The organism is Streptomyces sp. NPDC015131 (genome assembly GCF_043079975.1).
Classification (GTDB): domain Bacteria; phylum Actinomycetota; class Actinomycetes; order Streptomycetales; family Streptomycetaceae; genus Streptomyces.
Window position 1 is genome coordinate 576,911 of sequence record NZ_JBIBVB010000002.1, and the last position, 20,951, is coordinate 597,861.

At 69.8% G+C, this 20,951-nt stretch carries 41 protein-coding genes; 35 read left to right on the plus strand and 6 right to left on the minus strand.

Going from position 1 to position 20,951, the window contains the following annotated elements; translation table 11 throughout:
• Nucleotides 1-64 precede the first annotated feature (64 nt).
• Nucleotides 65-673 carry a hypothetical protein gene (locus ACF08D_RS08040; RefSeq protein WP_392221711.1) on the plus strand — a complete coding sequence of 203 codons (609 nt, stop codon included), beginning with the start codon at nucleotides 65-67 and terminating at the stop codon, nucleotides 671-673.
• 73 nt (nucleotides 674-746) lie between these two features.
• Here the strand turns inward: ACF08D_RS08040 and ACF08D_RS08045 are convergent, their stop codons facing one another.
• The 3 genes from ACF08D_RS08045 to ACF08D_RS08055 form a co-directional block, all read right to left on the minus strand.
• Nucleotides 747-1,799: an HNH endonuclease gene (locus tag ACF08D_RS08045; protein ID WP_392221712.1), complete on the minus strand. Its 1,053-nt coding sequence runs from the start codon at nucleotides 1,797-1,799 to the stop codon at nucleotides 747-749.
• Nucleotides 1,800-2,027: 228 nt separating this feature from the next.
• On the minus strand, nucleotides 2,028-3,371 hold the full coding sequence (locus tag ACF08D_RS08050; RefSeq protein WP_392221713.1) for a hypothetical protein: 1,344 nt from the start codon (nucleotides 3,369-3,371) through the stop codon (nucleotides 2,028-2,030).
• Between the two features lie 380 nt (nucleotides 3,372-3,751).
• The gene (locus ACF08D_RS08055; protein ID WP_392221714.1) at nucleotides 3,752-4,279 is read right to left on the minus strand and encodes a helix-turn-helix domain-containing protein; all 528 of its coding nucleotides are present in this window, start codon (nucleotides 4,277-4,279) and stop codon (nucleotides 3,752-3,754) included.
• A 215-nt stretch (nucleotides 4,280-4,494) separates the two neighbouring features.
• On the opposite strand from ACF08D_RS08055, the gene ACF08D_RS08060 reads away from it, so the two are divergent.
• The 20 genes from ACF08D_RS08060 (at nucleotide 4,495) to ACF08D_RS08155 (ending at nucleotide 13,078) form a co-directional block, all read left to right on the plus strand.
• A complete protein-coding gene (locus ACF08D_RS08060; protein ID WP_392221715.1) occupies nucleotides 4,495-4,698 on the plus strand; it encodes a helix-turn-helix domain-containing protein in 204 nt (67 codons plus the stop codon).
• A gap of 1 nt (nucleotide 4,699) precedes the next feature.
• Nucleotides 4,700-4,987: a hypothetical protein gene (locus ACF08D_RS08065; protein ID WP_392221716.1), complete on the plus strand. Its 288-nt coding sequence runs from the start codon at nucleotides 4,700-4,702 to the stop codon at nucleotides 4,985-4,987.
• Between the two features lie 131 nt (nucleotides 4,988-5,118).
• Nucleotides 5,119-5,451 carry a hypothetical protein gene (locus tag ACF08D_RS08070; RefSeq protein WP_392221717.1) on the plus strand — a complete coding sequence of 111 codons (333 nt, stop codon included), beginning with the start codon at nucleotides 5,119-5,121 and terminating at the stop codon, nucleotides 5,449-5,451.
• Nucleotides 5,448-5,708: a hypothetical protein gene (locus ACF08D_RS08075; protein ID WP_392221718.1), complete on the plus strand. Its 261-nt coding sequence runs from the start codon at nucleotides 5,448-5,450 to the stop codon at nucleotides 5,706-5,708. The genes ACF08D_RS08070 and ACF08D_RS08075 overlap by 4 nt, the downstream gene beginning before the upstream one ends.
• The gene (locus tag ACF08D_RS08080; protein ID WP_392221719.1) at nucleotides 5,705-6,238 is read left to right on the plus strand and encodes a hypothetical protein; all 534 of its coding nucleotides are present in this window, start codon (nucleotides 5,705-5,707) and stop codon (nucleotides 6,236-6,238) included. Before ACF08D_RS08075 ends, ACF08D_RS08080 begins: the two co-directional genes overlap by 4 nt.
• Nucleotides 6,235-6,429, plus strand: coding sequence for a hypothetical protein (locus tag ACF08D_RS08085; protein ID WP_392221720.1), 195 nt, complete (start codon nucleotides 6,235-6,237; stop codon nucleotides 6,427-6,429). The genes ACF08D_RS08080 and ACF08D_RS08085 overlap by 4 nt, the downstream gene beginning before the upstream one ends.
• A complete protein-coding gene (locus tag ACF08D_RS08090) occupies nucleotides 6,426-7,016 on the plus strand; it encodes a hypothetical protein (RefSeq protein ID WP_392221721.1) in 591 nt (196 codons plus the stop codon). Before ACF08D_RS08085 ends, ACF08D_RS08090 begins: the two co-directional genes overlap by 4 nt.
• Nucleotides 7,013-7,240 carry a hypothetical protein gene (locus tag ACF08D_RS08095; protein ID WP_392221722.1) on the plus strand — a complete coding sequence of 76 codons (228 nt, stop codon included), beginning with the start codon at nucleotides 7,013-7,015 and terminating at the stop codon, nucleotides 7,238-7,240. Before ACF08D_RS08090 ends, ACF08D_RS08095 begins: the two co-directional genes overlap by 4 nt.
• Nucleotides 7,237-7,644, plus strand: coding sequence for a hypothetical protein (locus ACF08D_RS08100; RefSeq protein ID WP_392221723.1), 408 nt, complete (start codon nucleotides 7,237-7,239; stop codon nucleotides 7,642-7,644). The genes ACF08D_RS08095 and ACF08D_RS08100 overlap by 4 nt, the downstream gene beginning before the upstream one ends.
• A complete protein-coding gene (locus ACF08D_RS08105) occupies nucleotides 7,644-8,078 on the plus strand; it encodes a hypothetical protein (protein ID WP_392221724.1) in 435 nt (144 codons plus the stop codon). The genes ACF08D_RS08100 and ACF08D_RS08105 overlap by 1 nt, the downstream gene beginning before the upstream one ends.
• A gap of 106 nt (nucleotides 8,079-8,184) precedes the next feature.
• Nucleotides 8,185-8,541 carry a hypothetical protein gene (locus tag ACF08D_RS08110; protein ID WP_392221725.1) on the plus strand — a complete coding sequence of 119 codons (357 nt, stop codon included), beginning with the start codon at nucleotides 8,185-8,187 and terminating at the stop codon, nucleotides 8,539-8,541.
• Entirely contained in the window at nucleotides 8,538-8,873 is a 336-nt protein-coding gene (locus ACF08D_RS08115; protein ID WP_392221726.1) for a hypothetical protein, read from the plus strand. Before ACF08D_RS08110 ends, ACF08D_RS08115 begins: the two co-directional genes overlap by 4 nt.
• The gene (locus ACF08D_RS08120) at nucleotides 8,870-9,283 is read left to right on the plus strand and encodes a hypothetical protein (protein WP_392221727.1); all 414 of its coding nucleotides are present in this window, start codon (nucleotides 8,870-8,872) and stop codon (nucleotides 9,281-9,283) included. The genes ACF08D_RS08115 and ACF08D_RS08120 overlap by 4 nt, the downstream gene beginning before the upstream one ends.
• A gap of 127 nt (nucleotides 9,284-9,410) precedes the next feature.
• Nucleotides 9,411-9,635 carry a hypothetical protein gene (locus ACF08D_RS08125; protein WP_392221728.1) on the plus strand — a complete coding sequence of 75 codons (225 nt, stop codon included), beginning with the start codon at nucleotides 9,411-9,413 and terminating at the stop codon, nucleotides 9,633-9,635.
• A 103-nt stretch (nucleotides 9,636-9,738) separates the two neighbouring features.
• Nucleotides 9,739-10,563 (plus strand): PD-(D/E)XK nuclease-like domain-containing protein, encoded by an 825-nt coding sequence (locus ACF08D_RS08130; RefSeq protein ID WP_392221729.1) that lies wholly within the window; start codon nucleotides 9,739-9,741, stop codon nucleotides 10,561-10,563.
• A gap of 8 nt (nucleotides 10,564-10,571) precedes the next feature.
• The gene (locus ACF08D_RS08135; protein WP_392221730.1) at nucleotides 10,572-11,345 is read left to right on the plus strand and encodes an ATP-binding protein; all 774 of its coding nucleotides are present in this window, start codon (nucleotides 10,572-10,574) and stop codon (nucleotides 11,343-11,345) included.
• Nucleotides 11,346-11,419: 74 nt separating this feature from the next.
• Complete coding sequence (locus tag ACF08D_RS08140) at nucleotides 11,420-11,776, plus strand: hypothetical protein (RefSeq protein ID WP_392221731.1); 357 nt, start codon at nucleotides 11,420-11,422, stop codon at nucleotides 11,774-11,776.
• The gene (locus ACF08D_RS08145; protein ID WP_392221732.1) at nucleotides 11,773-11,970 is read left to right on the plus strand and encodes a hypothetical protein; all 198 of its coding nucleotides are present in this window, start codon (nucleotides 11,773-11,775) and stop codon (nucleotides 11,968-11,970) included. The genes ACF08D_RS08140 and ACF08D_RS08145 overlap by 4 nt, the downstream gene beginning before the upstream one ends.
• Nucleotides 11,967-12,230, plus strand: a complete 264-nt coding sequence (locus ACF08D_RS08150) for a hypothetical protein (RefSeq protein ID WP_392221733.1) — start codon at nucleotides 11,967-11,969, stop codon at nucleotides 12,228-12,230. The genes ACF08D_RS08145 and ACF08D_RS08150 overlap by 4 nt, the downstream gene beginning before the upstream one ends.
• A complete protein-coding gene (locus ACF08D_RS08155; RefSeq protein ID WP_392221734.1) occupies nucleotides 12,227-13,078 on the plus strand; it encodes a hypothetical protein in 852 nt (283 codons plus the stop codon). The genes ACF08D_RS08150 and ACF08D_RS08155 overlap by 4 nt, the downstream gene beginning before the upstream one ends.
• Nucleotides 13,079-13,133: 55 nt before the next feature.
• On the opposite strand, the gene ACF08D_RS08160 is transcribed toward ACF08D_RS08155, so the two are convergent.
• A complete protein-coding gene (locus ACF08D_RS08160) occupies nucleotides 13,134-13,337 on the minus strand; it encodes a hypothetical protein (protein WP_392221735.1) in 204 nt (67 codons plus the stop codon).
• Nucleotides 13,338-13,531: 194 nt separating this feature from the next.
• Here ACF08D_RS08160 and ACF08D_RS08165 point away from each other — a divergent pair, with 194 nt between their 5' ends.
• From ACF08D_RS08165 to ACF08D_RS08230, 14 genes are all read left to right on the plus strand, one after another.
• The gene (locus tag ACF08D_RS08165; RefSeq protein ID WP_392221736.1) at nucleotides 13,532-14,596 is read left to right on the plus strand and encodes a hypothetical protein; all 1,065 of its coding nucleotides are present in this window, start codon (nucleotides 13,532-13,534) and stop codon (nucleotides 14,594-14,596) included.
• Nucleotides 14,593-15,297 carry a hypothetical protein gene (locus ACF08D_RS08170; protein WP_392221737.1) on the plus strand — a complete coding sequence of 235 codons (705 nt, stop codon included), beginning with the start codon at nucleotides 14,593-14,595 and terminating at the stop codon, nucleotides 15,295-15,297. Before ACF08D_RS08165 ends, ACF08D_RS08170 begins: the two co-directional genes overlap by 4 nt.
• Entirely contained in the window at nucleotides 15,290-15,637 is a 348-nt protein-coding gene (locus tag ACF08D_RS08175; RefSeq protein WP_392221738.1) for a hypothetical protein, read from the plus strand. Before ACF08D_RS08170 ends, ACF08D_RS08175 begins: the two co-directional genes overlap by 8 nt.
• Entirely contained in the window at nucleotides 15,634-15,921 is a 288-nt protein-coding gene (locus tag ACF08D_RS08180; RefSeq protein WP_392221739.1) for a hypothetical protein, read from the plus strand. The genes ACF08D_RS08175 and ACF08D_RS08180 overlap by 4 nt, the downstream gene beginning before the upstream one ends.
• Nucleotides 15,918-16,220 (plus strand): hypothetical protein, encoded by a 303-nt coding sequence (locus ACF08D_RS08185; RefSeq protein ID WP_392221740.1) that lies wholly within the window; start codon nucleotides 15,918-15,920, stop codon nucleotides 16,218-16,220. Before ACF08D_RS08180 ends, ACF08D_RS08185 begins: the two co-directional genes overlap by 4 nt.
• Nucleotides 16,217-16,588, plus strand: a complete 372-nt coding sequence (locus ACF08D_RS08190; protein WP_392221741.1) for a DUF4326 domain-containing protein — start codon at nucleotides 16,217-16,219, stop codon at nucleotides 16,586-16,588. Before ACF08D_RS08185 ends, ACF08D_RS08190 begins: the two co-directional genes overlap by 4 nt.
• Nucleotides 16,585-16,857, plus strand: coding sequence for a helix-turn-helix domain-containing protein (locus tag ACF08D_RS08195; RefSeq protein ID WP_392221742.1), 273 nt, complete (start codon nucleotides 16,585-16,587; stop codon nucleotides 16,855-16,857). The genes ACF08D_RS08190 and ACF08D_RS08195 overlap by 4 nt, the downstream gene beginning before the upstream one ends.
• A 75-nt stretch (nucleotides 16,858-16,932) precedes the next feature.
• Nucleotides 16,933-17,400, plus strand: coding sequence for a hypothetical protein (locus tag ACF08D_RS08200; RefSeq protein ID WP_392221743.1), 468 nt, complete (start codon nucleotides 16,933-16,935; stop codon nucleotides 17,398-17,400).
• Nucleotides 17,401-17,479: 79 nt separating this feature from the next.
• Entirely contained in the window at nucleotides 17,480-17,695 is a 216-nt protein-coding gene (locus tag ACF08D_RS08205; RefSeq protein WP_392221744.1) for a hypothetical protein, read from the plus strand.
• Complete coding sequence (locus tag ACF08D_RS08210; RefSeq protein WP_392221745.1) at nucleotides 17,695-18,021, plus strand: hypothetical protein; 327 nt, start codon at nucleotides 17,695-17,697, stop codon at nucleotides 18,019-18,021. The genes ACF08D_RS08205 and ACF08D_RS08210 overlap by 1 nt, the downstream gene beginning before the upstream one ends.
• Nucleotides 18,022-18,079: 58 nt before the next feature.
• The gene (locus tag ACF08D_RS08215; RefSeq protein WP_392221746.1) at nucleotides 18,080-18,244 is read left to right on the plus strand and encodes a hypothetical protein; all 165 of its coding nucleotides are present in this window, start codon (nucleotides 18,080-18,082) and stop codon (nucleotides 18,242-18,244) included.
• A complete protein-coding gene (locus tag ACF08D_RS08220; RefSeq protein WP_392221747.1) occupies nucleotides 18,244-18,597 on the plus strand; it encodes a hypothetical protein in 354 nt (117 codons plus the stop codon). Before ACF08D_RS08215 ends, ACF08D_RS08220 begins: the two co-directional genes overlap by 1 nt.
• Nucleotides 18,594-18,923: a hypothetical protein gene (locus ACF08D_RS08225; RefSeq protein ID WP_392221748.1), complete on the plus strand. Its 330-nt coding sequence runs from the start codon at nucleotides 18,594-18,596 to the stop codon at nucleotides 18,921-18,923. The genes ACF08D_RS08220 and ACF08D_RS08225 overlap by 4 nt, the downstream gene beginning before the upstream one ends.
• Nucleotides 18,924-18,969: 46 nt before the next feature.
• Nucleotides 18,970-19,641: a hypothetical protein gene (locus ACF08D_RS08230; protein ID WP_392221749.1), complete on the plus strand. Its 672-nt coding sequence runs from the start codon at nucleotides 18,970-18,972 to the stop codon at nucleotides 19,639-19,641.
• A gap of 143 nt (nucleotides 19,642-19,784) precedes the next feature.
• Here the strand turns inward: ACF08D_RS08230 and ACF08D_RS08235 are convergent, their stop codons facing one another.
• Nucleotides 19,785-20,195, minus strand: a complete 411-nt coding sequence (locus tag ACF08D_RS08235; RefSeq protein ID WP_392221750.1) for an NUDIX hydrolase — start codon at nucleotides 20,193-20,195, stop codon at nucleotides 19,785-19,787.
• Nucleotides 20,192-20,821 (minus strand): NUDIX hydrolase, encoded by a 630-nt coding sequence (locus ACF08D_RS08240; RefSeq protein WP_392221751.1) that lies wholly within the window; start codon nucleotides 20,819-20,821, stop codon nucleotides 20,192-20,194. Before ACF08D_RS08240 ends, ACF08D_RS08235 begins: the two co-directional genes overlap by 4 nt.
• Nucleotides 20,822-20,951: the final 130 nt, after the last annotated feature.

Genomic DNA, 20,951 nt, shown 5'->3' on the forward strand with positions numbered 1-20,951 from the left:
GCATGGATCACCGTTTAGTGGTGCTGCTCGGCGCGTTGGCGCCGCTTGGGGGAGGCGATACCTCATGGGTTCAGCGACGCCGTGGGCGCAGGCAACATTCGGTGCGGTGGCCGGACAGCTCGTGGACATCGTCCCGGCTTGCCTCCTCCGTGCCCATGAAAGGGCCCGCAACGGCCATGAGGGTGTCCAGACGCAGACACTGGAGGCCTACGGTCATGGACTGCATGCAGTGCAGTACGAAGAACTGGCTGCCGGTCTCGGTGCAGTCCGGGGCGCCAGGCCGGTACGTCTTCATGGGCGTACGGTGACGATCGTTGCCGACCAAATGATCTACCCCATCCGCTATGCCAAGAAGGACGTCCCCGTCACGGCGGCCCGCCTTCGGCGCGCCACCGGGTTTCGCGCAGAGTTGATCCGGCGGCATGGCCCCGAGCCCATGCAACAGGCCCTCGACCTTGGTCTGGAGGAACTCGACGAGACCGAAGTGCACCCGGATCTGGGCCTCCTCGCCGAGGACGTCCGCCTTGTCCTCGTGGCATACGCATGCTCTATGGACCGTGGCGTGATGCGGATCGAATGGGGTTCCGCGGAACTGCGCCGCGAGGACCGGTACCTCCTCTGGCACCATCACGAGAGCCTGCCCCTGGACGGTCGGCCCGCTGTCTCCTCATAGGCCTGCTGCTGGTGGCCGGTGAAGATGCACTGCTGCGGAGGCGGCATTCACGGGGGCGCCGAAGTACTCCTCATCAGCGTTCGTCATTCGGCTCACGGCGTCGCGCCAGGGCCACCGCTGCGCGCCTGTCAGCGGCGTACTTTCGCTCTATGGAGGCCCGGAGTTCCTCAGGAGTCGGCCACGGCGCCGTCCGGTGGATCATGCGGTGACAGTTGGCGCAGATGAGGGCGAGATCGCTGAGCTTCGTCCGTCCCTCACCCGCTTCATGCAGCGGTACCACGTGATGGCACTCGATGTATCCCGCACCGCGGGCTCCGTACACCTGCTCAAAGTCGAACCCGCATGCTTCGCACGCCAGTCGTCCGCCATGCCGGAGCACGGAAGCAATCTTCTTCTTGCGCAGGCCCCTGTTCCGCTCTCTCGCCTGGTGCCGGCGCATCAGGAGCCGGCCCTCGGGAGCGCTGGTGTCGTCGTCGAACTCCTCGTCACCGCTTGGAGCGAAGGCCTGCAACTCGCCGGTGGCAATGCCGTCGCGGATGAGCCGCGCGACCCTGGCCATCTCCCCCGGCCGATCGAGGAACTCGTTCAGCACCGCGATATCGAGCGCGCCGCCGTTGGTGGGTTTACCCCGGTACTCCGGGTGCCTCGTGGCAATGTCGAACGTCTTACGCGCCACCCCGTTGGGGTTGCGGAACTTCTCATTGCGGTCCGCCTCGGCGTGAATGGGAAGCATCTGGAGCAGCTCCGAGAGCTCGACCACCCGGGAGTCCTGGGCGTCCAGCCCCTTCCACCCGTTCTCCATCACGAGCTGACAGGCCAGGATGATCTCATCACGGACCCAATCGGGGTTCTTCACCGCTTTCACCCGGAAACCAGCCCGCTTCAGCCAGGCCGCGGCGTGCTCCTTGCCCCCACTGAACTCGTCAGACCTAAGTGGCCGGCCCTGGTCCCACTGGTGCGCTACGCCGGCGATGGCCTTGGAGTCGTACTCCCGCCCCTCATGCACCACGACGTACGAGCGGGCCTTCCCGTAGCCGTACTGCGCAAGGAACTCATCCCGCCCCAGCCCGTCGTACTCGGCCATGGCCTTCAGTACGGACCCCTGTGTGATTGCTCCCCTGTGCATAGTTGCAGCGTACGATCCGCCGTATCCCGCTCCTGCGTGAGGCTGCCGGCCACACGAACCGGGTGCACAGGAAGCACCCCGCCCGTGAGCAACCCCCACCGGCTTCCGTGCCATGCTGCAGACGCCGAAGGCCCCCAGCCGTGATCGGCTGGGGGCCTTCGTGCTGGTGGGCGCGGACGGTTTCGAACCGCCGACATCTGCTTTGTAAGAGCCGGATTGACGATGGCTCTACGCTGCCACTTCTTCCGTCGTAGAGATCATTTGGGGGGGATTTAGGAGCCGTCCCCTCTTGGGGGCCTTCCGGAGGTCGACCCTCCCCCACAACGTCCTCCACCCCAGGTTACCCATCGCCCGCTCGAAGATGTCCTGCAGACCGTCGAGCCTCTCCTGCCGCATCGCCGGCGTCGGATGCTGGTATACCGCCTTGATGCCCGGCCGCGCATGCCCGGCCTGCTCAAAGGCCAGCGCCGGCCGCACACCGATCTGATCCTGGTACGTGTCGTGCGTATGCCGGAGGTCCCTCATCGTCAGCCCCGGCATGATGGGCTCCCAACCGTCCCTCGCCGCCCGCCCCCGGACGACGGGCAGCGCCTCCCTGCCGTCCGCCGCCGGGCGGATGTTGGCCCGGGTGAAGTTCGATCGCCGCCAGAACGTCCCGGACGGCGTGCAGAACACATACGGGTGCGGCCAGTCCTCCAGGTGGTACCGGAGAAGCACCGCTAGGAACGGGGGGATGTCGATCCCTCGAGCCCGTTTGCCGTTCTTCGGGGGCTCCAGCTGCAGCACCATGCCCGTCTTGTTGCCGTCCTCGTCTCGGCCTGTGTACTCGACCAACTCCCCCACCAGAGGGTCAACCTGGACGGTCGGACACTCGAACCAGCCGCCATCGTGCGGCTGCCGCCGGACCCGCAGAACGTTGTCCCGGTGCAGCGCCGCGCCCTCCCCCCAGCCAAGGCCAGTGAAGGCCGTGGTGAGGACGTGCAGGCCGACCGCCGGGCCGAGCCGCTCGGCCAGCTGCAGGACAACCTCGGGCCGTACCCACTTCTCCTCCTCCGCCTTCTTCGCGGTGACGACGACCGCAGTAGCGCGGGTGCGCCGGCGCCCGAAGAGCGGGTTGACCGCCAGGTGCTTGGCGTCGACCGCCCCGGTGAGGATCGACGACATGAGGCTGACGCAGTGCCCGGCGGTGACGTCGTCACAGCCGAGTTCTTGTTGCCAGGCGTCGACATCGAACCAGTTGACCTGGATAAGCGGCACGTGCTCCCACTTCGGGAAGATGTGCCGCTGAAGCAGGTTCCACCGCTTGTCGACGGTGTTGCCGCGCTTGGGCTTGACCTTCATCCACTTGCGCGCAAACTCGCCGAAGGTGATGCGCTGCAGGGCCGGGTCGATCCAGCGGCCGGCCCGGATCGCGGCCTCCTGCGCCTCACCCCACTCCTTAGCCCTGGTCTTGGTGGGGAACCCGGGCTCAGTGCCCTTCCTCCCGTCCGGCTTCTTGTAGCAGGCTTTCCACGTGTACTGCTTGGTCTGCTTGCCGTTGCGGACCTTGTAGACCTTCTCGGCGTAGGCCATGGCTCACCCCTTCATCAGGTGTCGAGACCATCGTCGTGGAGACTGCACCGCGAGCAGGGGTCAGCTGCAGGGCTTCGCCGTTTCGAGGGAGGGGGCGCCCGGGAGGGCTGCCAGCGCCTCGTTGACCTGAGCGACCCCCGCGGCCGTCAGGGTTCCGTGACAGGTCGCGAGCGAGCTGTCCGCGTACACGACGACGTGGTCAGGGTTCCGGCTTGCCCACACGAGCGTCTCGTCGGGCATTCTCTCCGCGCAGTAGACGTGAACACACATCAGCCACCCCACGTTGTCCGAAATGGTGGCCCCATGGTCAGCGTTCAGTCATGCAACCACACTTTTGGGTCACGTGGGGAGAGCTTTGCGTAACTGCAATTGCAGTTCTGCTAGTCGGCGTGCCGCTCGGCCGCACGCATCTGATCCGCCCTCACCGACAGGCTCTGCAGCTCCCCTTGAGCCTCCAGCCAGGCACTTAGGTTTGCCTTACGTTGCTCGGGCGTGGCGCCGGCCGGATTCTTCACGACGACGACCATGGTGCCGCCGTCACCGAGAGGAATGACGGCGGTGTCGACGAGCTCACCGTCCTGTCGAAGCTCATGCTGGATGCGCAGCGGCAGTTTCGAGTCAGCTGCTGGCTCGGCGGGTTCGGGGTCGCGGGCCGTGTCGGGGTAAGCCAGGGACGGGTGGCCGCCGGCGAGGACGCGCTCCACCGAGTCGTCGGTCCAGCCGACCCGGCGGGCGTATGCCTTGATGGTCGGGGTCGGCTTCTTGTACTCCTGCCCGCCCTCGATGAGCTGGATGACGGAGCGGCTGACGCCGAGGTCGTCGGCCATCTGCTCCTGCGTGAGCTGCACGGGGTGCGCGCGCCGGGCGTCCCTGAGTGCCGTTCCGAGGCGGGTCCAGTCACGGTCCATGAGGCCCATCATGCACTACTCGCATGCAACCAAGAAGCCCAGATCTCACGCTTTGACCTGCGCGTTAGTAGTCATTTCAAGCAATCCGGGTTGCATCCGGCCACACCAAGGCGCACCGGCGCACGCCACGTCACCACGTGCCACGCCCACATTCTGTGCTCATAAAGTAGGCAGACCGCTTGCGCTTGTAGCCAGAATGGGCATAGCTTCTAAGCGTGAAGCCAGACGGACCCGCAATCCGGAGGGTTCGCAAGGCCCAGAACATGAGCCTGCGCATGCTCCAGGAACTGACCGGCCTGAATCGGGGCTACCTCTCCCGCATGGAGAGAGGCCACATCCGCGAATCGGACGACGAACGGGTCCGGACCATCGCCAACGCCCTGCAGGTCAAACCTGCCGCCATAACCGAGGAGGAATGACGTGACCGCCGAAACGCCCCCCACGAAGGCACGGAAGGCCACGCCCCACAGAAGGACGGTCCGCAAGCTCGCCGAGGCCAAGGCCCTCGAGGAGGAGCAGCTCATCCGCTGGACGCCCGAAGAGGTCGTCGAGAAGCAGCTCCTGCCGTACAAGAGCGTCCGCTCCCTGAAGGAGAAGTGCTACCGGCGCGAGGTCTACCACCACAACGACGGCGGCCGGATCACCTTCAGCCCCGAGAGCCTCCGCCTCGAACTCCAGCGTTCGCTCGCCGCCCCCCTCGCCGCCTAGCGCGGCAGCGGGCCGCCGCCGGGCTCCAACACCGCGACGACGGCCCTCCCAGATCCACCCCTCACACGCAACCAACCTGCGAGAGAGAGAAGGACCCAGTGTCCCGAGTATCCCCTACCCCTCTGGGCGACTTGAGCCCGCACGTGGCCGAGATCCGGCTCGCTCAGTACGGCGAGCACACCAAGACCTGGTCCACGGCCACCTACGAGAGCGGAACCGAGAAGGCTCTCCATGAGATCGCCCTGTCCCTTCTGGGAGAGGTCAAGCGACTGCGTGAGGCCGAGCGCGACGTTCGGTCGCAGGTCGCGAAGGACTTCGAGAAGTACGGCAAGCGTCGCAACTCCCTGTCGACGGGCGAGGCGTACTACATCGCACGCGACGGCCTGTGCGCTTGCCGGGGCGGCGACAAGGCGTGCGACGCTACCGACATCCGCGAGCTGGGCAAGGGCGGTGAGTCCCGGTGATCGCCATCGACTTCCCCGAGGTCCCGATGCCGGACCGGGTCGCCCAGATGATCGGCGCCAAGATCCCGCTCCACATCCTGCAGGCGGAGATGGACGCCGAGACGCTGGCGGCCGAGATCCGCACCCTCCGTCCGCTGGCCTCCGTCGAGGACCAGGCCGACCGCGAGGACCGCCTCGCCGACCTGCACCGCGCGAACAAGGTGCTCGGCGCCTACAACCCGGGCCTGATCGTGACCCCGAAGGCGGTGACCCGATGAGCGCCAACTGGGACGCCGCGGGCGTCACGAACCGGCTGATCCTCGGGATCTTGGCGGGTGAGGAGCGCAAGCCGCTCCTGGACGCCTTCCGAGCGCAGGTGCTGCGCGAGGCGATCGCCGCCGTGGAGGACCCGGAGCAGCGTCGCCTGACGTCCGTCGGGTCTGGCCTCGGCTACGAGTCCGCGCTCGAAGTGCTCCGTCGCCTGGCCGACACTGCCGCCTCGGGCAGCACCGCCGGGGATGAGCAGCCGGAGGTTCACCGCCTCCGCGACGAGCTCGCCGCCGTGAAGGACGGGCTCGACCACCTGGAGCGGTACACGCTGCCGGAACTTCGCCGCGAGGTCGAGTGGCACCAGGCGGGCAAGAGGCGCTGGCGCGATCGGGCCGAGAAGGCCGAGGTTGAGCGTGACGAGCACCGCGCCGCAGCAGAGGCCGCCGAGGCGAAGCTCCGGAAGATCGAGCACGGTTGCGAGACCCCCGAGTCCCACAACTACGGCTGCCCCTGCGAGACCGAGGGCGGTGCCCGATGACCGCCGCCGATCTGGCCCGCGTGGATGTGCCGCTGGCGCAGCTGGCTGCCGACCTTCGGGCCGCTGCTCTCCGGCAGGCCGAGCTCGCCGAGCAGCGTCACCAGTACCTCGACCTCGACGCCGACAGCGAGTTCACCATCCCCGGCAGCTGCTGCCCCGCCTGCCCGCCCCGCACGGAGGTTGCGTCGTGAGCTGCAACGAGCAGGTCCCTTACCCGGACCTGGACCTCACCGCGGACTGCCGCCTGGAGCTGGGGCACCCCGGGGCGCACGAGTCCTATCGGGGCGACCGCTTCCCCCGGCCCGTCCCCAGTGGCACCGCGACCGAAGCGCTCGCGCTGATCGACGAGGCCGCCGGAGACCGACGCCGCTGGGACCTCAACGAGCGCGAGTTCCTGGTGAAGGTGTCCGTCACCAACGTCTACCTGGTCAAGGTCTCCGCCGAGACGGAGGACGACGCGATCATCAACTGCCCCGACCTCTCGGACATCGACCTCCGCAACGAGTCCCCCATCGACGGCTCCTACGACGTGGAGCGGCCCGACCAGTACGAGCGCTCGATGACCACCGGCGCGCCGATCGGCCCGAAGATCGCCTGCCCCGACTGCGGCCAGCTCTCCATGAACCGCACCTGGTACCACAGCCCGCTGCGCAAGTGCCACGGGCCGATCGAGTGGGTGGAGACCCGCTCCCCGTCGCCGCGCTACCGGTGGCGGCGCAAGTTCCCCGACGGGCCGAGCCTCCCCGCCGCGACGAGCGACATGGCGGCCGTCTCATGACCCGCCCGGTCCACACGGTGACCTCGGAGCTGTTGTCGGAGATGCCGGTGATACCGGCGCCGATCGGTGACCGTCTCCTCGCTGCGCTCGACCTGGTGCCGCGCCGCGTACCGGCCTGGATCACCGACCCGAACTTGATCGCCGACATCGTAGCCGGCCACGTCGACATCCCCGACGAGCTGCTGCTCGGGGACACCACCATCCATTCACGGGGGATCAAATGACCTACCCGCACACCACCTACGCCAAGGCGGTAGCCGACGCGCTCGCCGACGAGGGCATTGCCCCCGACGACTGGGACGCCTGGTCGCACGACGGCGTCACCATGACCGCCGTCTACCGGTGGACCGGCGAGGGCGACACCGGCTACAACTCGGCCGCCTACCCGAACGGTGTCCTGCTGTCCTGGACGTCCGACCAGGGTTGGCAGTACGCCCGGTTCGTCGACCACCACCAGACCCGCACCGAACAGCCCATCCACCTGGGCCTCGACCCGATCGCCACCCCAGCCGCAGCGGTACGCGCCGCGGACTGGATGCTCTCCGGCCGCAGAAAGTTCCCGCCCCAGGCGGCCCGGTGGAAGTTCGCCGACGCCCTCCAGGCCGCCCTGCCGGACGAGGAGGCGTGATGCTGGCCCAGGTTCCACACGCCGCCTACGGGGAGGCCGTCCACGCCGCGCTCGCCGCAGCCGAGGTCGCTCCCGACGGGACGAGCATCACGACCGAACTGACCGCGACCGGGTCCCGCAACCTGCTCATCACCTGCACCTGGCTGAAGGGCGACCCGGCTCTGGGCGCGGGCGAGTGGCATCGGGGGATGCGGATCGTGTGGCGGCACGCCCACGGCTGGTTCTTGGAGGACCCGACCACTCTGCTGTCCCGCTCGGTTCCGGTGCCGCTGCTCGCTGCCCCGGAGGCAGTGGCCGACGTAGCTGCCGAGGCTGGAACTCACGGCATGTACGACGACCTTGATCGCCCGGTCGACCTTCCTGGCAGTGACGAGCAGTGGGATCAGGCCCGCGCCCTCGACAAGGCCCTCGCCGACTGGGAGGACCTGCCTTGACCGCCGACCGGCCGCTGCTCGCCTGGGCATCCATCGCCGCCGCAGCCGCCCTCTTCGCCGGGCTCATCCGCCTCGGCCACACACTCTGGAACTGGGGAACCACCGCATGACCAAGCCCGACACGGTCACCGAAGACCACGTCCGGAACCTCCACCACTTCGCACTCGAAGCCCGCGTCCGCCTGCTGATGCGGACCGGCGAAGCCCAGGACGCCGCAACGAGCTGGGCGATGGCGTCCGGCACGGCCGCCGCCTGGTACGCCCACCGTCTCCTCGCCCGCCTCGAGCAGGTCGACCCCGAAGGGGTCAAGGCGTTCGCTGCCGAACTCGCCGAGGAGGGCGAGATGCCGGACCTGGCCGACGACCCGGTCGAGATCGCCGAGGGCATGGGCTTCAACCCCCAGGCATGGCTGGACGCCGAGTGGACCCGGCGCGACGCCTGCAAGGCAGGTGAAGTCCAGTGAGCTCCTCAACGCACGACCCCGTTCGCCATCAGGCCGCCCTCGACTCGCACATCCTCAAGGCCGCCAGCCCGGACAGCAGCGACTGGGACGACGCCACCTGGGCCGCATGGTGGCGGGCAGTCGACCGAGCCAACACCGAGCGGCGCACCCGCGAGACACGACTCGAGGCGGAGATCACCGAGCTGCAGAACAAGCTCGAGGTCGCCGAGCGACAGAACGCCGTACTCGACGCCCGCTGCTCACGGCTCACCGCCGAACTCGCCGACGCGCGCCGCCTCCTCGGCCTCACCGAGGACATGGCCGCCTTCTACAGCCAGCAGGGGGCGTCATGAGCCTCACCGTCCCGTGGCGGGGTCGTGGCCAGCACCGCGGTAAGGCGCCCGCGCAGCTCCGCCGGGAGCTCGATAAGGCCACCTGCGACCTCGTCGCCCTCGCCACCCGCCTCGACGAGGTCACCACCCAGCGGAACCAGCTCGAAGCCCAGCTCGACGAGGCAGCAATCGACCTGTCCGGCGCCCGGCTCGACCTGGAGACCGCGCAGCGGGAGCTGACCGCAGTCCGGGCCCAGCTCGCCAACGCCACCGCCATCAGCGCCCCGGCCGGCACGCGGGACGTCGACCCCGACGACCAGCCGACCCAGCCCGTTCCGGTCCTCACCCTGCAGCAGGCCCACGGCATCGGCCCCGTCCTGCCCGTCCGCAACCCCGGCCACGTGCCGGCCTGGGCCGACCCGGCCGCCTAAAACCGCCCGCCGGCTCGCCGCGACACAGCCTCCAGCGAGCCGGCGGGGCTAACCACACCGCCCCCGGCCCCGCCACCCAGCCGCACCGTGCGGGGCCTCCCCGAACACACCCTCAAGGAGGGCAGTCGTGCAGAACATGAGCCGCGAGGAACTCCTCAGCCTCCTCGACGACATCCGCGACCGGGTCGCCACCGGCGACAGCTTCGAAGGCCACATCCGCTACCTCATCGCCGAGCCCGGCAGCCAGCACCCGTTCGACGTCGCCGCGCTCTACCGCATCGGTAACAGCATGGGGCAGGGCGGCGCACGCATCATCGGCGACCAGACCATGTACGCGGACGGTGCCGCGTGAGCCCCATCGCCTGCGCCCGCTGCGACGGAACCGCCGGCCCGTTCGTCCGCCGCCCCGAAGGCCCCGTCTGCGAGGACTGCCTCGACGCCGAGGACGGTGGCCAGTGACCACCACCGCCGACGTCCAGCCCGGCCTGTACGACATCCCCGCCGAGCTGTACCACGCCGATCCCATCCCCGGCGGCAGCCTCTCCTCCACCGGCGCCCGCACCCTCGCCAAGAAGTGCCCCGCCGTCTTCAAGTGGGAACTCGACCACCCCCAGCCCTACAGCAAGGCCCTCGACCTCGGCACCGCTGCCCACAAGCTCGTCCTCGACGATGGCCCCGAACTCGTCCTCGTCGACGCCGACAAGTGGAACACCGACGCCATCAAGGCTGACGTCGCCGCCATAAGGGCCGACGGGAACATCCCGCTCAAGCGCCACGAACTCGACCAGGTCCAGGCTATGGCCGCCGCCCTCCGCCAAGACGCGGACGCCGCCCGGCTCCTGGAACCCGGCTCCGGAGTCGCCGAACAGTCCGCTTTCTGGGACGACCACGGCATCTGGCGCCGCTGCCGCTTCGACTGGATCCGCCACGACGGGCAGATCGTCGACTACAAGACCGCCCGATCCTGCCGCCGCGAAGACCTCGAGAAGACGTTCAGCGAGCACGGATACCACCAGCAGCAGGAGTGGTACCTCGACGGCGGTCTCGCCCTCGACCTGGTCGACCCGGAGAAGCCGTTCCAGTTCGTGCTGCAGGAGAAGGACCCGCCCTACCTCGTCGTCGTCACCACCTGCGACCCGGTAGCCCGCGGCATCGGCCGCCACCTCAACGACGTGGCCCTCAACACCTACGCCATCTGTCGCGAGACCGGCGAATGGCCCGGTTACCTCCCGAACCCGGTGCTCTCGCTCCCCGCGTGGGTCGAGCGCCAGTATGCCTAGGAGAACCAGTGACTCAGCTTCCCCCGCCGGTCCGCACCGGTCGCCCCCAGCAGCAGCCGCAGCAGGACCCTGGCCAGTTCGCGTTCCGCCCCGCCAGCAAGGCCGGCCGTAAGGCGCGCCTGTCCATTCAGGGCATGTCCGGCTCCGGCAAGACGTGGACCGGACTCGGCATCGCCCACGGCCTGTCCGAAGGACGCAAGTTCGCCGTCATCGACACCGAGAAGGGCGCCGCCAGCCTGTACGCCGGGATCGGCGGCATCGAGTTCGACACCTGCCCCATGGACCGCTACGACCCGCGCGACCTGATCCGCGTCCTCGACTCCGCCGCGGCGGCCGGGTACCCGACGGTGTTCGTCGACAGCCTCACCCACTTCTGGAAGGGCACCGACGGCACCCTCGACCAGGTCGAGAAGGCCAGCAGCAAGTACGGCGGCAACAAGTTCGCCGGCTGGAAAGACGGCACCCCCATCCAGAACGACATGGTCGCCGCGATCCTCGACTACCCCGGCCACGTCGTCTGCTCGATGCGCTCCTACACCGAGTGGGTGCTGGAGAACGGCCGGCCGCAGCGGGTCGGGATGCGGCCCGAGCAGCGCAAGGGCATCGAGTACGAGTTCGACGTCGCCGTAGCGATGGACGTCGAGAACACCCTCGAAGTCCTCAAGTCCCGGTGTCCCGCCCTCAACCGGCAGGTCATCAAGCGGCCGAGCGGGGCCCGCGACATCGCTGGGCCGCTCCTCGCGTGGCTGAACTCCACCCCCGAGCCGGCCGCCGAGCAGTAGCCGCAGCACCCGGCCGCCCGCGCGGGAATCGCGGGCGGCCACCCCCAGAGAAGCACACCTGATCGGAGCCCGTCATGACCTCTCAGCTCCAGCTTCCCGTCACCCACCCCGGCGCCATCGACCCCGAGCGGGGTGAGGCCGCCAAGCAGGCCGGCATGAAGCGCATCGGCCAGCTCGACCCCCAGTGGGCCGCCGAGTGCGACAAGCGGATAGCGAAGTTCGCCGCCCGCGGCGTCCCCTTCCAGGCCGCCGACCTCGTCGAGGATGGGCTCCCCGAACCACCGCACCCGAACTGCTGGGGCCCTCGCTTCGGCGCCGCCTGCAAGCAGGGCGTCGTCCGCCACGCCGGATACACCCAGTCGAAGCGGGCCACCGTCCACAAGTCGATCTGCCACCAGTGGATCGGCGCCGGGACGGAGGTCGCCGCATGAGCGAGCAGCCCGTTGACTTCCTCGCCGTCCCCCTCGCCGACGGCGGCACCTGGACCCGGCTGGACCGCCTCACCGACGGCCGCATCATGTGCTGCCTCTGCTTCGACTACGTCCACCGCTCCGACCTGAACCAGGTCGACGGCGGAGTCGAGGACGTGTGCAAGCCGTGCGCCGCCAAGGAGGCCGCCGCGTGAGCCCCGCCGCACAGGCCGCCGCCTGGATCGCCGGCGTGTGGATGGCCGCCGCGATCTGGGTCGCCGCCTTCAAGCCGTTCCGCGACGACCCGCCCCGCCGCACCCCCGAAGACATCCAACGGGACATCGCCGAACAGCGCGCCCGCCGCGACCTCGACACCTGCCACGCCATCTGGCCCGACCCGCCCACCTGGCGCGTCGCCGCCGCCCAGCACCGCCTCAACACCGCCAAGCAGCGCCGGAAGGAGACCGGACAGTGACCCGCAAAGCCGTACCCGCCGAAACCCTCGAGCACGGCGACGAACGCCGCTACCGCCGCGGCTGCCGCTGCACCCTCTGCAAGCAAGGCGCCAACAAGGCCAACATCCGGCGCCGCTACCTCCGAGAGACCGGCCGCGGCATCTGGCGAAGCGTCGACAAGGCCGCCCACCACATCCTCCAGCTCCGCGCCGCCGGACTCGAAGACCGCTACATCCAGAAGCACGCCCCGGTCTGCCCCGACGTCATGTACCGCATCCTGCGCCGCGAAGGACGCATCCACGTCAAGACCGAAACCCGCATCCTCGCCCTGCCCATCCCCGCAGTGACCCCGGCCATCACCGCCAACCGGTCCCACGTCCCCGCACACGGCACCATCCGCCGCCTCCGCGCCCTCGTCGCAGCCGGATGGCACCAGGCCGAACTCGCCCGACGACTCGGGAAGGACAAGGAGAACCTCGGGCAGCTCATCGCCCGAGACCCGCGCGGCAACGTCACCATGCTCCTCGAAGCCGAGGTCAAGGCCGTCTACGCAGAGCTCCACACCCTCCGCCCCGAGGACCACGGAGTCATCGGCTGGCACGCCGAAAGGGCCCGCCGACACGCCGCCGCGAAGGGCTGGATCGGCCCCGACTACTGGGACGACGACGAGTTCGACGACCCGGACTTCCAGCCCGCCGTGAACGAGCCTCCCCGGTACGTGGTGCTCGCCGAGAACGCTTTCGAGCTCGAAGACGGACAGGGCTACACCCGCCAGCAGGCAGCCGACCGGCTCGGCGTCGCCAAGGACACCCTCCAGGCCGCGATCAGCTACTACCGCGCCCGACAGGCCGAGCAGCCCGCCGCCTAGCCCGCACACGACAGAGCCCCGCACACAGCGGGGCTCGAGGAGAGGAGGGGACGTGTCAGGACTCGGACTGCTTCGCCGCTCGCCGGAGCAGCGCGGCCTTCTTCTCCTGCAGGGCACGCCACTGGTTGACGCGGGAGTGCACGTGACGGCGCATGTCGTCGGCGCGGGACGTTCCCTCCGCCTTGCACAGCTCCCCGTAGATGGCCCACGTGTCGTCGTCGATGCGGACTACGCGGCCCGGGGTCCCCTTCGTCGTCATGTCGACAGCGTAGCTGACTGTGCAGTGACTATGCACCCCCGACCTACTTATGACCTACTGGTGACCGGTCACCCTGTTGTACTCTGGGATTGCCAGCGTGACGGCAACTCCGCGCCGCTGAAGCCTCCATGAGGGCTGTCCGCCGCAGCCGACATCACCACCGCGACACCCCTCCCGAGAAAGAAGACGACCCCATGGCACGTGGCCACGGCAGGATCCTCACCAGCATCTGGGAGGACGCCGACTTCCTCGAGCTCGACGAGAGGCAGCAGCGCCTCTACCTGTTCCTCATCTCGCAGCCGAACCTGAACCACGCCGGACTGCTGCCGCTCACCCTGCGGCGGTGGTCGCGCAAGGCCCGCGGGCTCACCTCCGCCGACCTGGAAAAGCACCTCGAAGCCCTCGAGGCCGCCCGGTTCGTCGTCCTCGACGACGACACCGAGGAGCTCCTTATCCGCTCCTTCGTCCGTAACGACGGCGTGTGGCGGATGCCGAAGGTCATGGGCGCCATGGTCTCCGGGGCGCTGGAAATCTCTTCCAGGCACCTGCAGCGGGCCCTCCTCCTGGAGATGGACCGCATCCCCCTCGAGGAACTGAACGACGAGCCGACGAAGTACCGCGGCGAGGAGGGACCGTCCATCCGGCGCCAAGTCGCCATGCACATCGAGACCCTTCGGAAGGCGTTCGGCGCCCCCTCGCCCGACCCTTCCCGAAGGGGTTCCGGAACCCCCTCCGCAACCCCTTCGGGAACCCCCTCCGATACCCCTGCCGAAGGGGATAGCGAGGGGGGATCGAAAGCCTCTACGCGCGGGCGCGCGGGCGCGTCACGCGCGCATTCCCCTGCCCCTGCCCCTACCCCTGCCCCTGACCCCAGCCCCGTAAGAGAGGGGGTGGGTGCCGTCGGAGTCGAAATCGAACCCGCCGCCACGGCAGAGCAGCAGCGGCCTAACGGCCTTCACTCCATCCCTGACGACTTCCACCTCAACGACACGATGCGCCGCTTCGCCGCCTCGACCTACCCGCAACTCGACCCCGACTTCGAGACCCAGCAGTTCATCTCCTACTGGCGGGCCGAAGGCCGCAAGAAGAGCAACTGGCACGAAGCCTGGCGCAAGTGGCTCGGCGACTCCGCCAAGCGGGCCAGCGAACGACGGCAGACCGGCAACGTCATCCAGCTCCCGTCCGGCCAGACCCTCACCGGCACCGACGCCAAGGTCGCCGGCTGGCTCGCCCTCGCCTCCGGAGAGGAGACCTCATGACCCCCGACGACGCGGCAAAGCTCCTCGCCTCGTGCGCCGCCTTCGACAACCGCCAGCCCTCCCAGATCGCCATGCGCGCCTGGGCCACCTCTCTCAAGGACATCCCCCTCGACCAGGACTGCTTCGACGCCGTCGCCCGCTTCTACGGCACCCCGCCCAAGGAAGCCGGACAGCGGCTGTGGATCCAGCCCCACGACGTCCGCTCCTGGCGCGACATCATCCGCAAGGAACGCCTCGAGAACTTCGTCTACGAGGGCGACCCCGACGAGACGCCGAAGCAGTACCTGGCCAACTACCGCCGACAGATGGACGCCGTCGCGTCCGGAAGGGTCGCCGGCCCGACCAACGCCCCGGCACTCGAAGGCGGCCCCCACCCTCAGGTGCTCCGGGAACTCGAAGGGATCGGCCGGACCGTCCCCGCGGCCGACGAGGCCGTCGACGAGGTGAAGCGGTCCGGGCCGCTCGGCATCGAGTGCCCCGTCCCCGCCTGCCGGGCCCCGATCGGCCGGCCGTGCAAGTCTGCGCTCCGCAGCCGCGCCAGCAAGGTCATCCACCCGGCGCGGAGGCGGGCGGCGAAGGGCGAGCCGATCATCACCGAGTCGCCGGAGGAGATCGCCCAGCGCAGGCAGGCGGCCCTCGCGAAGCTCGAACGGATCATCGAGCACCAGGAAGCCGCCCGCGAGGAGGCGTCCGGTGAGTGACGACTTCGACGTCGACGACGTGGCGGCGATGCGGCGGGAGAACGACGGCAAGGACTTCCGGCTGTTCATGCGGCAGCAGATCGCCGACGGCAAAGCCCGCCGCGAGAAGCCCGCCCCGGTGAAGCAGGCGAAGCCGCCCGGATACCGGCCCGGCGCCTGGCCCGCCGGCACGCGCCCGCCCGAAGCCCCGCCGCAGCAGCACTCGCCAGCCGACTGGCAGCGCGCCGCCGATGAGTACCGCGAGTGGCTCCTGACAGCTGACCACTCCGAACTCGACCACCCGGCCACACAACGGCAGCGATGCGGCTGCCCCGCATGCACCCCAAGGAGCGAACCGTGACTGACCTCGACCCTCGCATCCCGACCTTCCGGTGGGCTGCGCTGGACCGCTACCGCAAAGCTCACGTCTGGCTCGGCGCCGCGACTGCCTGCGGGCTCGGCATGCGCTGGACGCTTCAGATCTGGAAGCCCGAAGCCGACCAGATGTGCCCCGCCTGCCTGGCCTATGTCCAGGGCTGGCTCAACCGCCACGACCGCGGAGCGAGCCCCAGGTTCGAGCCCGGCGTCCCGAACCCGCTCGCCGGCGACACGAAGACCGAGATCAACGCGGCGGTGACGGCATGACTCGCCGCCCGTCCGCCCCGATGCCCGACAGCCTTCGCCACTTCATGCGCGCCGGCCAGTCCCCGGCCCGCTCCGTGCCCTGCCCGCACTGCGGAGCCGCCGCCCACCAGCCGTGCCGCGTCCGCGCCACCGACAGGATCCTCCCCGACGTCCACCCCGCCCGCCGCTCCGACTGGGCCCGGCAGACCGCCTGCTGCCCCCACTGCCAGGTCGAACCCGCCACCGCGTGCCACGACAACGGCCGGCCCCGCCTCACCGTCCACACCCGCCGCTACCAGGAAGCCGAGGAAGCCGCATGAACCCGACCCGAATCCAGCGCCGCCGTACCAAGGGCTGGCGCGCCCCGGCCGATGCCGTCTACGTCGGACGGCCCACCCGCTTCGGCAATCCGGCTCGCCTCGTTCACGCCGACCACGGCTTGGTCGTCGAATGGCCCGGGGGCGGGACCGTCGGGACTTGGCCCAGCGAGCAGGAGGCCCGCCGGTTCGCCACCGAGCTGTACCGGTCGTGGATCAACCAGCCCGAGCAGGACAGTCTGCGGGCCCTCTTCCGCGCCCTCCTGGCCGGTCGCGACCTGACCTGCTGGTGTCCGCTGCCCGAGCCCGGCCAGCCCGACCACTGTCACGCCGCCATCCTGCTGCAGCTCGCGAACGGAGATCCGTCGTGAAGATCCGCGCCGACATCGCCGCCCTGATCCGCGCCGGCCACACGGACGCCTCCATCGCCCACCGCCTCAGCTGCGGCCGTTCCACCGTGTGGGAAGCCAGGCGAGCCCTCAAGCTCCCGCCCGCCCGCATCCTCGGCCGCCTCTACGCCGAAGCCGTGCCCACCGGCCAGGTCCGCGACTACCGGCCCGACCGCATGCCCACCAGCCCCGCACGCCAAGCCGCCAACCGGGCCGCACTCCTCGCCGCCCTCCGAGGAGAAGCCGCCTGACCCGGCCGTGGATCCGGTTCCCGGCCGCCCCACACGCAAGACCCCACCCACCACGACCCGTTCGAGGAGACACACATGGCCACCACACCCGGAACTGCCGCGATAGCCACCGCCGCAGCTCGCGATCTAGCCGACCGCGTCGACCGCCACATGAACGAGCACTTCCCCGACACCGCCGCTGCCGCGTCCTGGGTCACCGCCCGCGACGAACGAGACAACACCGCCGTCGTCGTCGCACAACCCGGATACGACCAGACCCTCCCCGCCGGCGCCCGCGCCATCCACCTGTACCGATGGCACATCTCCCTCAGCGACGCCGGGTTCATTTCCGACCCCCGCACCGACATGGAGGTCTTCGGCCGACCCGACGAGCAAGCCCCAGACGGCCGGGCCCGTTGGCTGCACATAACCGGATGGGACCCCACACGGATCGTGCCAGTACGCACCCTGCCCGAGCTGGCTAACGAGCTGAAGCGGCGACTCGGCATTGAAGTCAGTGATCCCTACATCAAAGCCGCCGCCCTCCGCGACCCCGCCGCCTGACCGCCCCGTGATGCACGACGGCCGCCCCGGGGCTAGCGGGGCGGCCACCACCCAGCCTACGCACCAGAGGAGAAACCCGATGAGCACATCCGCCGAGCGTCTCGTGGCGGCCCGGGACGCGGCCCTCGCCCGCCGCCCGGACCTGTTCCGGCGCTTCGAGCACGCCCACGACGTCCTCGCCCGCTACGACCGGCACGAGCACGACGACGAGGAGGCCGTCGACCAGGCCCTCACCGACATTGCCGCCGTCCTCACCGAAGCCACCCCCACCCCGACCACCCGAAAGGCCAGCTGATGACCGTCCGCCGCTACACCCGCCAGGAACTCGCCGCCATCGGTGTTCCGCCCGCCAGCCCCGACGACATCCAGTACGACCCCGACCTCCTCGCCGACGAGCACGTCACGACGCTGAAGTACACGTCGCGGCGCCGGACCGTCTTCCGTGACGGGCTGGAGACCTGGGCCGTCGAGTACGAGGCCCGGCTCGACACCGGCGACTACGAGGTCGGTGACTACGCCCCGGAGGACTACGGCTGGCACGGCGACACCGTGGAGGCCGTCAAGGTCGAGCAGCGGCCCGTCACCGTCATGCGGTGGGTGCCCGTCGAGGACGAGTCGTGACCGCCGCCAGCCTGGCGACCGCCGCCCACCCGCTGATGCTCCTCGCCGGCGGCCAGCCGTGACCGCCGCTCCGGAGACGTGCGACTGGCCCGACGACCCGGACGAACTCGACCGGCAGCTCGAACAAGCCTGGCTCGACCTCCACGGCCCCACCGCCATACCCCGCCACCTCTGCGCCTACCGGGACGTGGAGAACGTGACCCTGATCGGAGAGTTCCTCTGATGCCCCGCCGCCCGGACCGGATCAGCCCCGGCCAGCTTGCCGCCCTCCGCCTCAGCGCCAGCGGCTACACGGCCCGTGAGATCGCCCGCCGCCTCGACACCACCGAGACGGGGATCCATCTGCGTCTCAACGCCGCCGCCCACACCCTGGGTGCCCGCTCCCGAACTCACGCTGTCGCCGTAGCCCTTCGTGTCGGGCTGCTTCGCCTCGACGAGGTGGAGATGGGGCGGGAACCCGCCCAGGTGCCCGCCTCCCGGCCTGAGGGCGCGTCCGGGCCCCGCTTTCCCAACCGGCCCGCCACAGGCCGCCAGAAGCCCACGCAGCCGATCTGCGACGAAAGGAACGCCGCATGAACCCCAACACGCCCCCGCCGGACGGCTCCACGGGGGCACAGAGCGCCCCGCAGCCCGAGAACGACCCGAGCGACACCGAGGCGGCGAACGGGGCTCAGGCGGGCACTGAGGGGCTCACCCTCGCCGATCACCTCGAGGTCGCCGAGTACCGGCACGACCACGGCCACCTCGCGTGGGCATGGCGCTGCTGGGGTGACGAATCCTGCGACGGCTGGCTCAGCCTCGACCACACCAGCGTGGAAGCCGCCACCCGGGCCGCCCGGAAGCACCACGCCGAAGAGCACGCCACGGCCGCCACCTACGAGCCCAAGGAGCCCCGACCGTGAGCGCTTACCAACTCTGACCGCACCCGCACCGCCCGAGGAGAACGCCGTGACCCAGCCCGTCGCCTGGCTTTGTGCCGCCGCCACCTGCACCCACGAGCTCCGCCCCCACGAACTCGACACCGGCCAGCTCCTGTGCGACCCGTGCATCCGGGCCATCACCGGCTGGCTGACCGAGGTACCCCGCCAGCTGATCGTGCTGGAGGCCAGCGTGCAGCGGGAGACCACCGGCAGCCCCACCCGCGGCGGCACCCGCACCGCCCCCACCCCTGGCCGGCTCGACACCCTCAACCTGCTCGGCCCGGGGGCAGCCGGCTCCGTCCACGACCCGCACGGCGACCAGCATGGGCAGCTGCCCCTCACGGCCGTCCTCGGGGCCTGGGTGCGGCTCGTGATCGAGGAGCGACGACTGCGCGGGCCTGCCCACTGGCAGCCCGCCAACCTCGCCGACTGGCTGCGTCCACACGTGGGCTGGGCGGCCATGCAGCCCTGGGCGGGGGAGCTGCGAGACGAACTCTGGTCCATGATCCGCAACGTGCGGGGCATCACCCAAGTCGCACCCCGCACCCGACCCGTCCCCCGACCCTGCCCCCGCGAAGCCTGCGCCACCATGGCCCTCACCCAAACCGACTGGGACCAGTACATCCGCTGCACCGCCTGCGGATTCAGCTTCACGCAGGCCGAGCTCAACGACGACGCCGCCAGGAGGGCAGCGGCATGATCACCCTCATCCTCTGCCTCATCGCCGCCCCGATCGGCTTCATGATCGGCGTGAAGATTGTCGACTGGTTCTACGGCCCCACCCACTGAGCACGACAAAGCCCCCACCGTCACCGACGGTGGGGGCTCTTCGCGTGTCCGGTGTCAGCTGCCGAGGGCCTCGTCGAGGTACTCCTGCACGGGCTCGAACAGGCCGTAGGGCACGTAGTCGGCGATCTCCTCGTGCGTGACCCAGGCGACCTCGGCGAGCTCCTCCTCGTCGGCGACGTGCGCTTCACCGGCCATGACCTCGGCCGCCGTGTACGACATCTCCCGGCCGGTCTTCGGGTGGACGCGCTGCCCGAGGAGCCGGATGGCCTTCACCTCGAGTCCGGTCTCCTCGAGCGTCTCCCGTACCGCGGCCTCCTCCGGTGACTCACCCGCCTCGATGCCGCCGGCCGGGAATTGCCACATCAGCTCGCCCTCGGAGATCCGGCGGCGGACCATGAGCACACGGCTTTGGTCCACGATGATCGCGGCGGAGATGCCCGGCTTCGGGTCAGTCTGATCGGTCATGCGAGCGCCTCCAGGATCGGCGGGAAGATGGACTGCTCGGGAATGAACTTGGGCAGCGACGCGATCGGCACCCAGGCGACGTCCGCGTTCTCGATTGGGTCCCGGTTCTCGGCCTCACCCATCAGGTACTCGCAGAGCTGGTACTCCGCCAGAACGCCAGTCGTGGGGTGCACGCGCGAGCCGAGGCTCATGCGCACCGTGCACCGGACGCCCGTCTCGGCGTGCGTCTCCTCGACCGCCACGACCGCGGGCGACGCGCCCGGCTTGATCATGCCGGCCGGGAACTGCCAGCTGAGGGAGTCGTCCCCGCGGCGGCAGACCAGCAGCACGTCCGGGCCTCGCACCACTACGGCGATAGCCACACGGAGCGCCTGAGCCGGGACGGTCGGCGGCGCCGGGCGGGCGAGGATGCTGAACCTGCGGAGCACAGACGTCGGGGCCCTTTCGTAGACGGTGTCGAGGGCTTGTTGGATCTCGGCTCGGGGCACGGTGTCCGGCCGCTGGTGCCAGCCGGCGACGGTCCTCAGGGCGACACCCAGCCGGTTGGCGAAGTCCTCATTCGTCGCGCGGAGGGCGGCCTGCAGCGCGCAGGCGGATCGCCCGGTCCACGAGTCGATGACGTCCACTGTCGGGGCTCCAGCCGGTCGGGTGCTGGGGTTCTGCACTGCGGGTGCACTCGGACTGCACTGCTACTGCATCAGCCGCTCATCGCGCGGCGGGGCTGGCGCGGCTTGACTCGAAAGCATGACTACAGAC

Bases quoted from the DNA above. Each gene is read 5' to 3' on its own strand.
- ACF08D_RS08200 (WP_392221743.1), top strand. From the start codon at position 16,933: ATGGCCACCACACCCGGAACTGCCGCGATAGCCACCGCCGCAGCTCGC.
- ACF08D_RS08235 (WP_392221750.1), bottom strand. From the start codon at position 20,195: ATGACCGATCAGACTGACCCGAAGCCGGGCATCTCCGCCGCGATCATC.
- ACF08D_RS08225 (WP_392221748.1), top strand. From the start codon at position 18,594: ATGAACCCCAACACGCCCCCGCCGGACGGCTCCACGGGGGCACAGAGC.
- ACF08D_RS08085 (WP_392221720.1), top strand. From the start codon at position 6,235: ATGACCGCCGCCGATCTGGCCCGCGTGGATGTGCCGCTGGCGCAGCTG.
- ACF08D_RS08165 (WP_392221736.1), top strand. From the start codon at position 13,532: ATGGCACGTGGCCACGGCAGGATCCTCACCAGCATCTGGGAGGACGCC.
- ACF08D_RS08145 (WP_392221732.1), top strand. From the start codon at position 11,773: ATGAGCGAGCAGCCCGTTGACTTCCTCGCCGTCCCCCTCGCCGACGGC.
- ACF08D_RS08185 (WP_392221740.1), top strand. From the start codon at position 15,918: ATGACTCGCCGCCCGTCCGCCCCGATGCCCGACAGCCTTCGCCACTTC.
- ACF08D_RS08190 (WP_392221741.1), top strand. From the start codon at position 16,217: ATGAACCCGACCCGAATCCAGCGCCGCCGTACCAAGGGCTGGCGCGCC.
- ACF08D_RS08050 (WP_392221713.1), bottom strand. From the start codon at position 3,371: ATGGCCTACGCCGAGAAGGTCTACAAGGTCCGCAACGGCAAGCAGACC.
- ACF08D_RS08120 (WP_392221727.1), top strand. From the start codon at position 8,870: ATGAGCCTCACCGTCCCGTGGCGGGGTCGTGGCCAGCACCGCGGTAAG.
- ACF08D_RS08160 (WP_392221735.1), bottom strand. From the start codon at position 13,337: ATGACGACGAAGGGGACCCCGGGCCGCGTAGTCCGCATCGACGACGAC.
- ACF08D_RS08100 (WP_392221723.1), top strand. From the start codon at position 7,237: ATGACCTACCCGCACACCACCTACGCCAAGGCGGTAGCCGACGCGCTC.
- ACF08D_RS08055 (WP_392221714.1), bottom strand. From the start codon at position 4,279: ATGGACCGTGACTGGACCCGCCTCGGAACGGCACTCAGGGACGCCCGG.
- ACF08D_RS08205 (WP_392221744.1), top strand. From the start codon at position 17,480: ATGAGCACATCCGCCGAGCGTCTCGTGGCGGCCCGGGACGCGGCCCTC.
- ACF08D_RS08170 (WP_392221737.1), top strand. From the start codon at position 14,593: ATGACCCCCGACGACGCGGCAAAGCTCCTCGCCTCGTGCGCCGCCTTC.
- ACF08D_RS08220 (WP_392221747.1), top strand. From the start codon at position 18,244: ATGCCCCGCCGCCCGGACCGGATCAGCCCCGGCCAGCTTGCCGCCCTC.
- ACF08D_RS08210 (WP_392221745.1), top strand. From the start codon at position 17,695: ATGACCGTCCGCCGCTACACCCGCCAGGAACTCGCCGCCATCGGTGTT.
- ACF08D_RS08045 (WP_392221712.1), bottom strand. From the start codon at position 1,799: ATGCACAGGGGAGCAATCACACAGGGGTCCGTACTGAAGGCCATGGCC.
- ACF08D_RS08080 (WP_392221719.1), top strand. From the start codon at position 5,705: ATGAGCGCCAACTGGGACGCCGCGGGCGTCACGAACCGGCTGATCCTC.
- ACF08D_RS08095 (WP_392221722.1), top strand. From the start codon at position 7,013: ATGACCCGCCCGGTCCACACGGTGACCTCGGAGCTGTTGTCGGAGATG.
- ACF08D_RS08040 (WP_392221711.1), top strand. From the start codon at position 65: ATGGGTTCAGCGACGCCGTGGGCGCAGGCAACATTCGGTGCGGTGGCC.
- ACF08D_RS08110 (WP_392221725.1), top strand. From the start codon at position 8,185: ATGACCAAGCCCGACACGGTCACCGAAGACCACGTCCGGAACCTCCAC.
- ACF08D_RS08140 (WP_392221731.1), top strand. From the start codon at position 11,420: ATGACCTCTCAGCTCCAGCTTCCCGTCACCCACCCCGGCGCCATCGAC.
- ACF08D_RS08105 (WP_392221724.1), top strand. From the start codon at position 7,644: ATGCTGGCCCAGGTTCCACACGCCGCCTACGGGGAGGCCGTCCACGCC.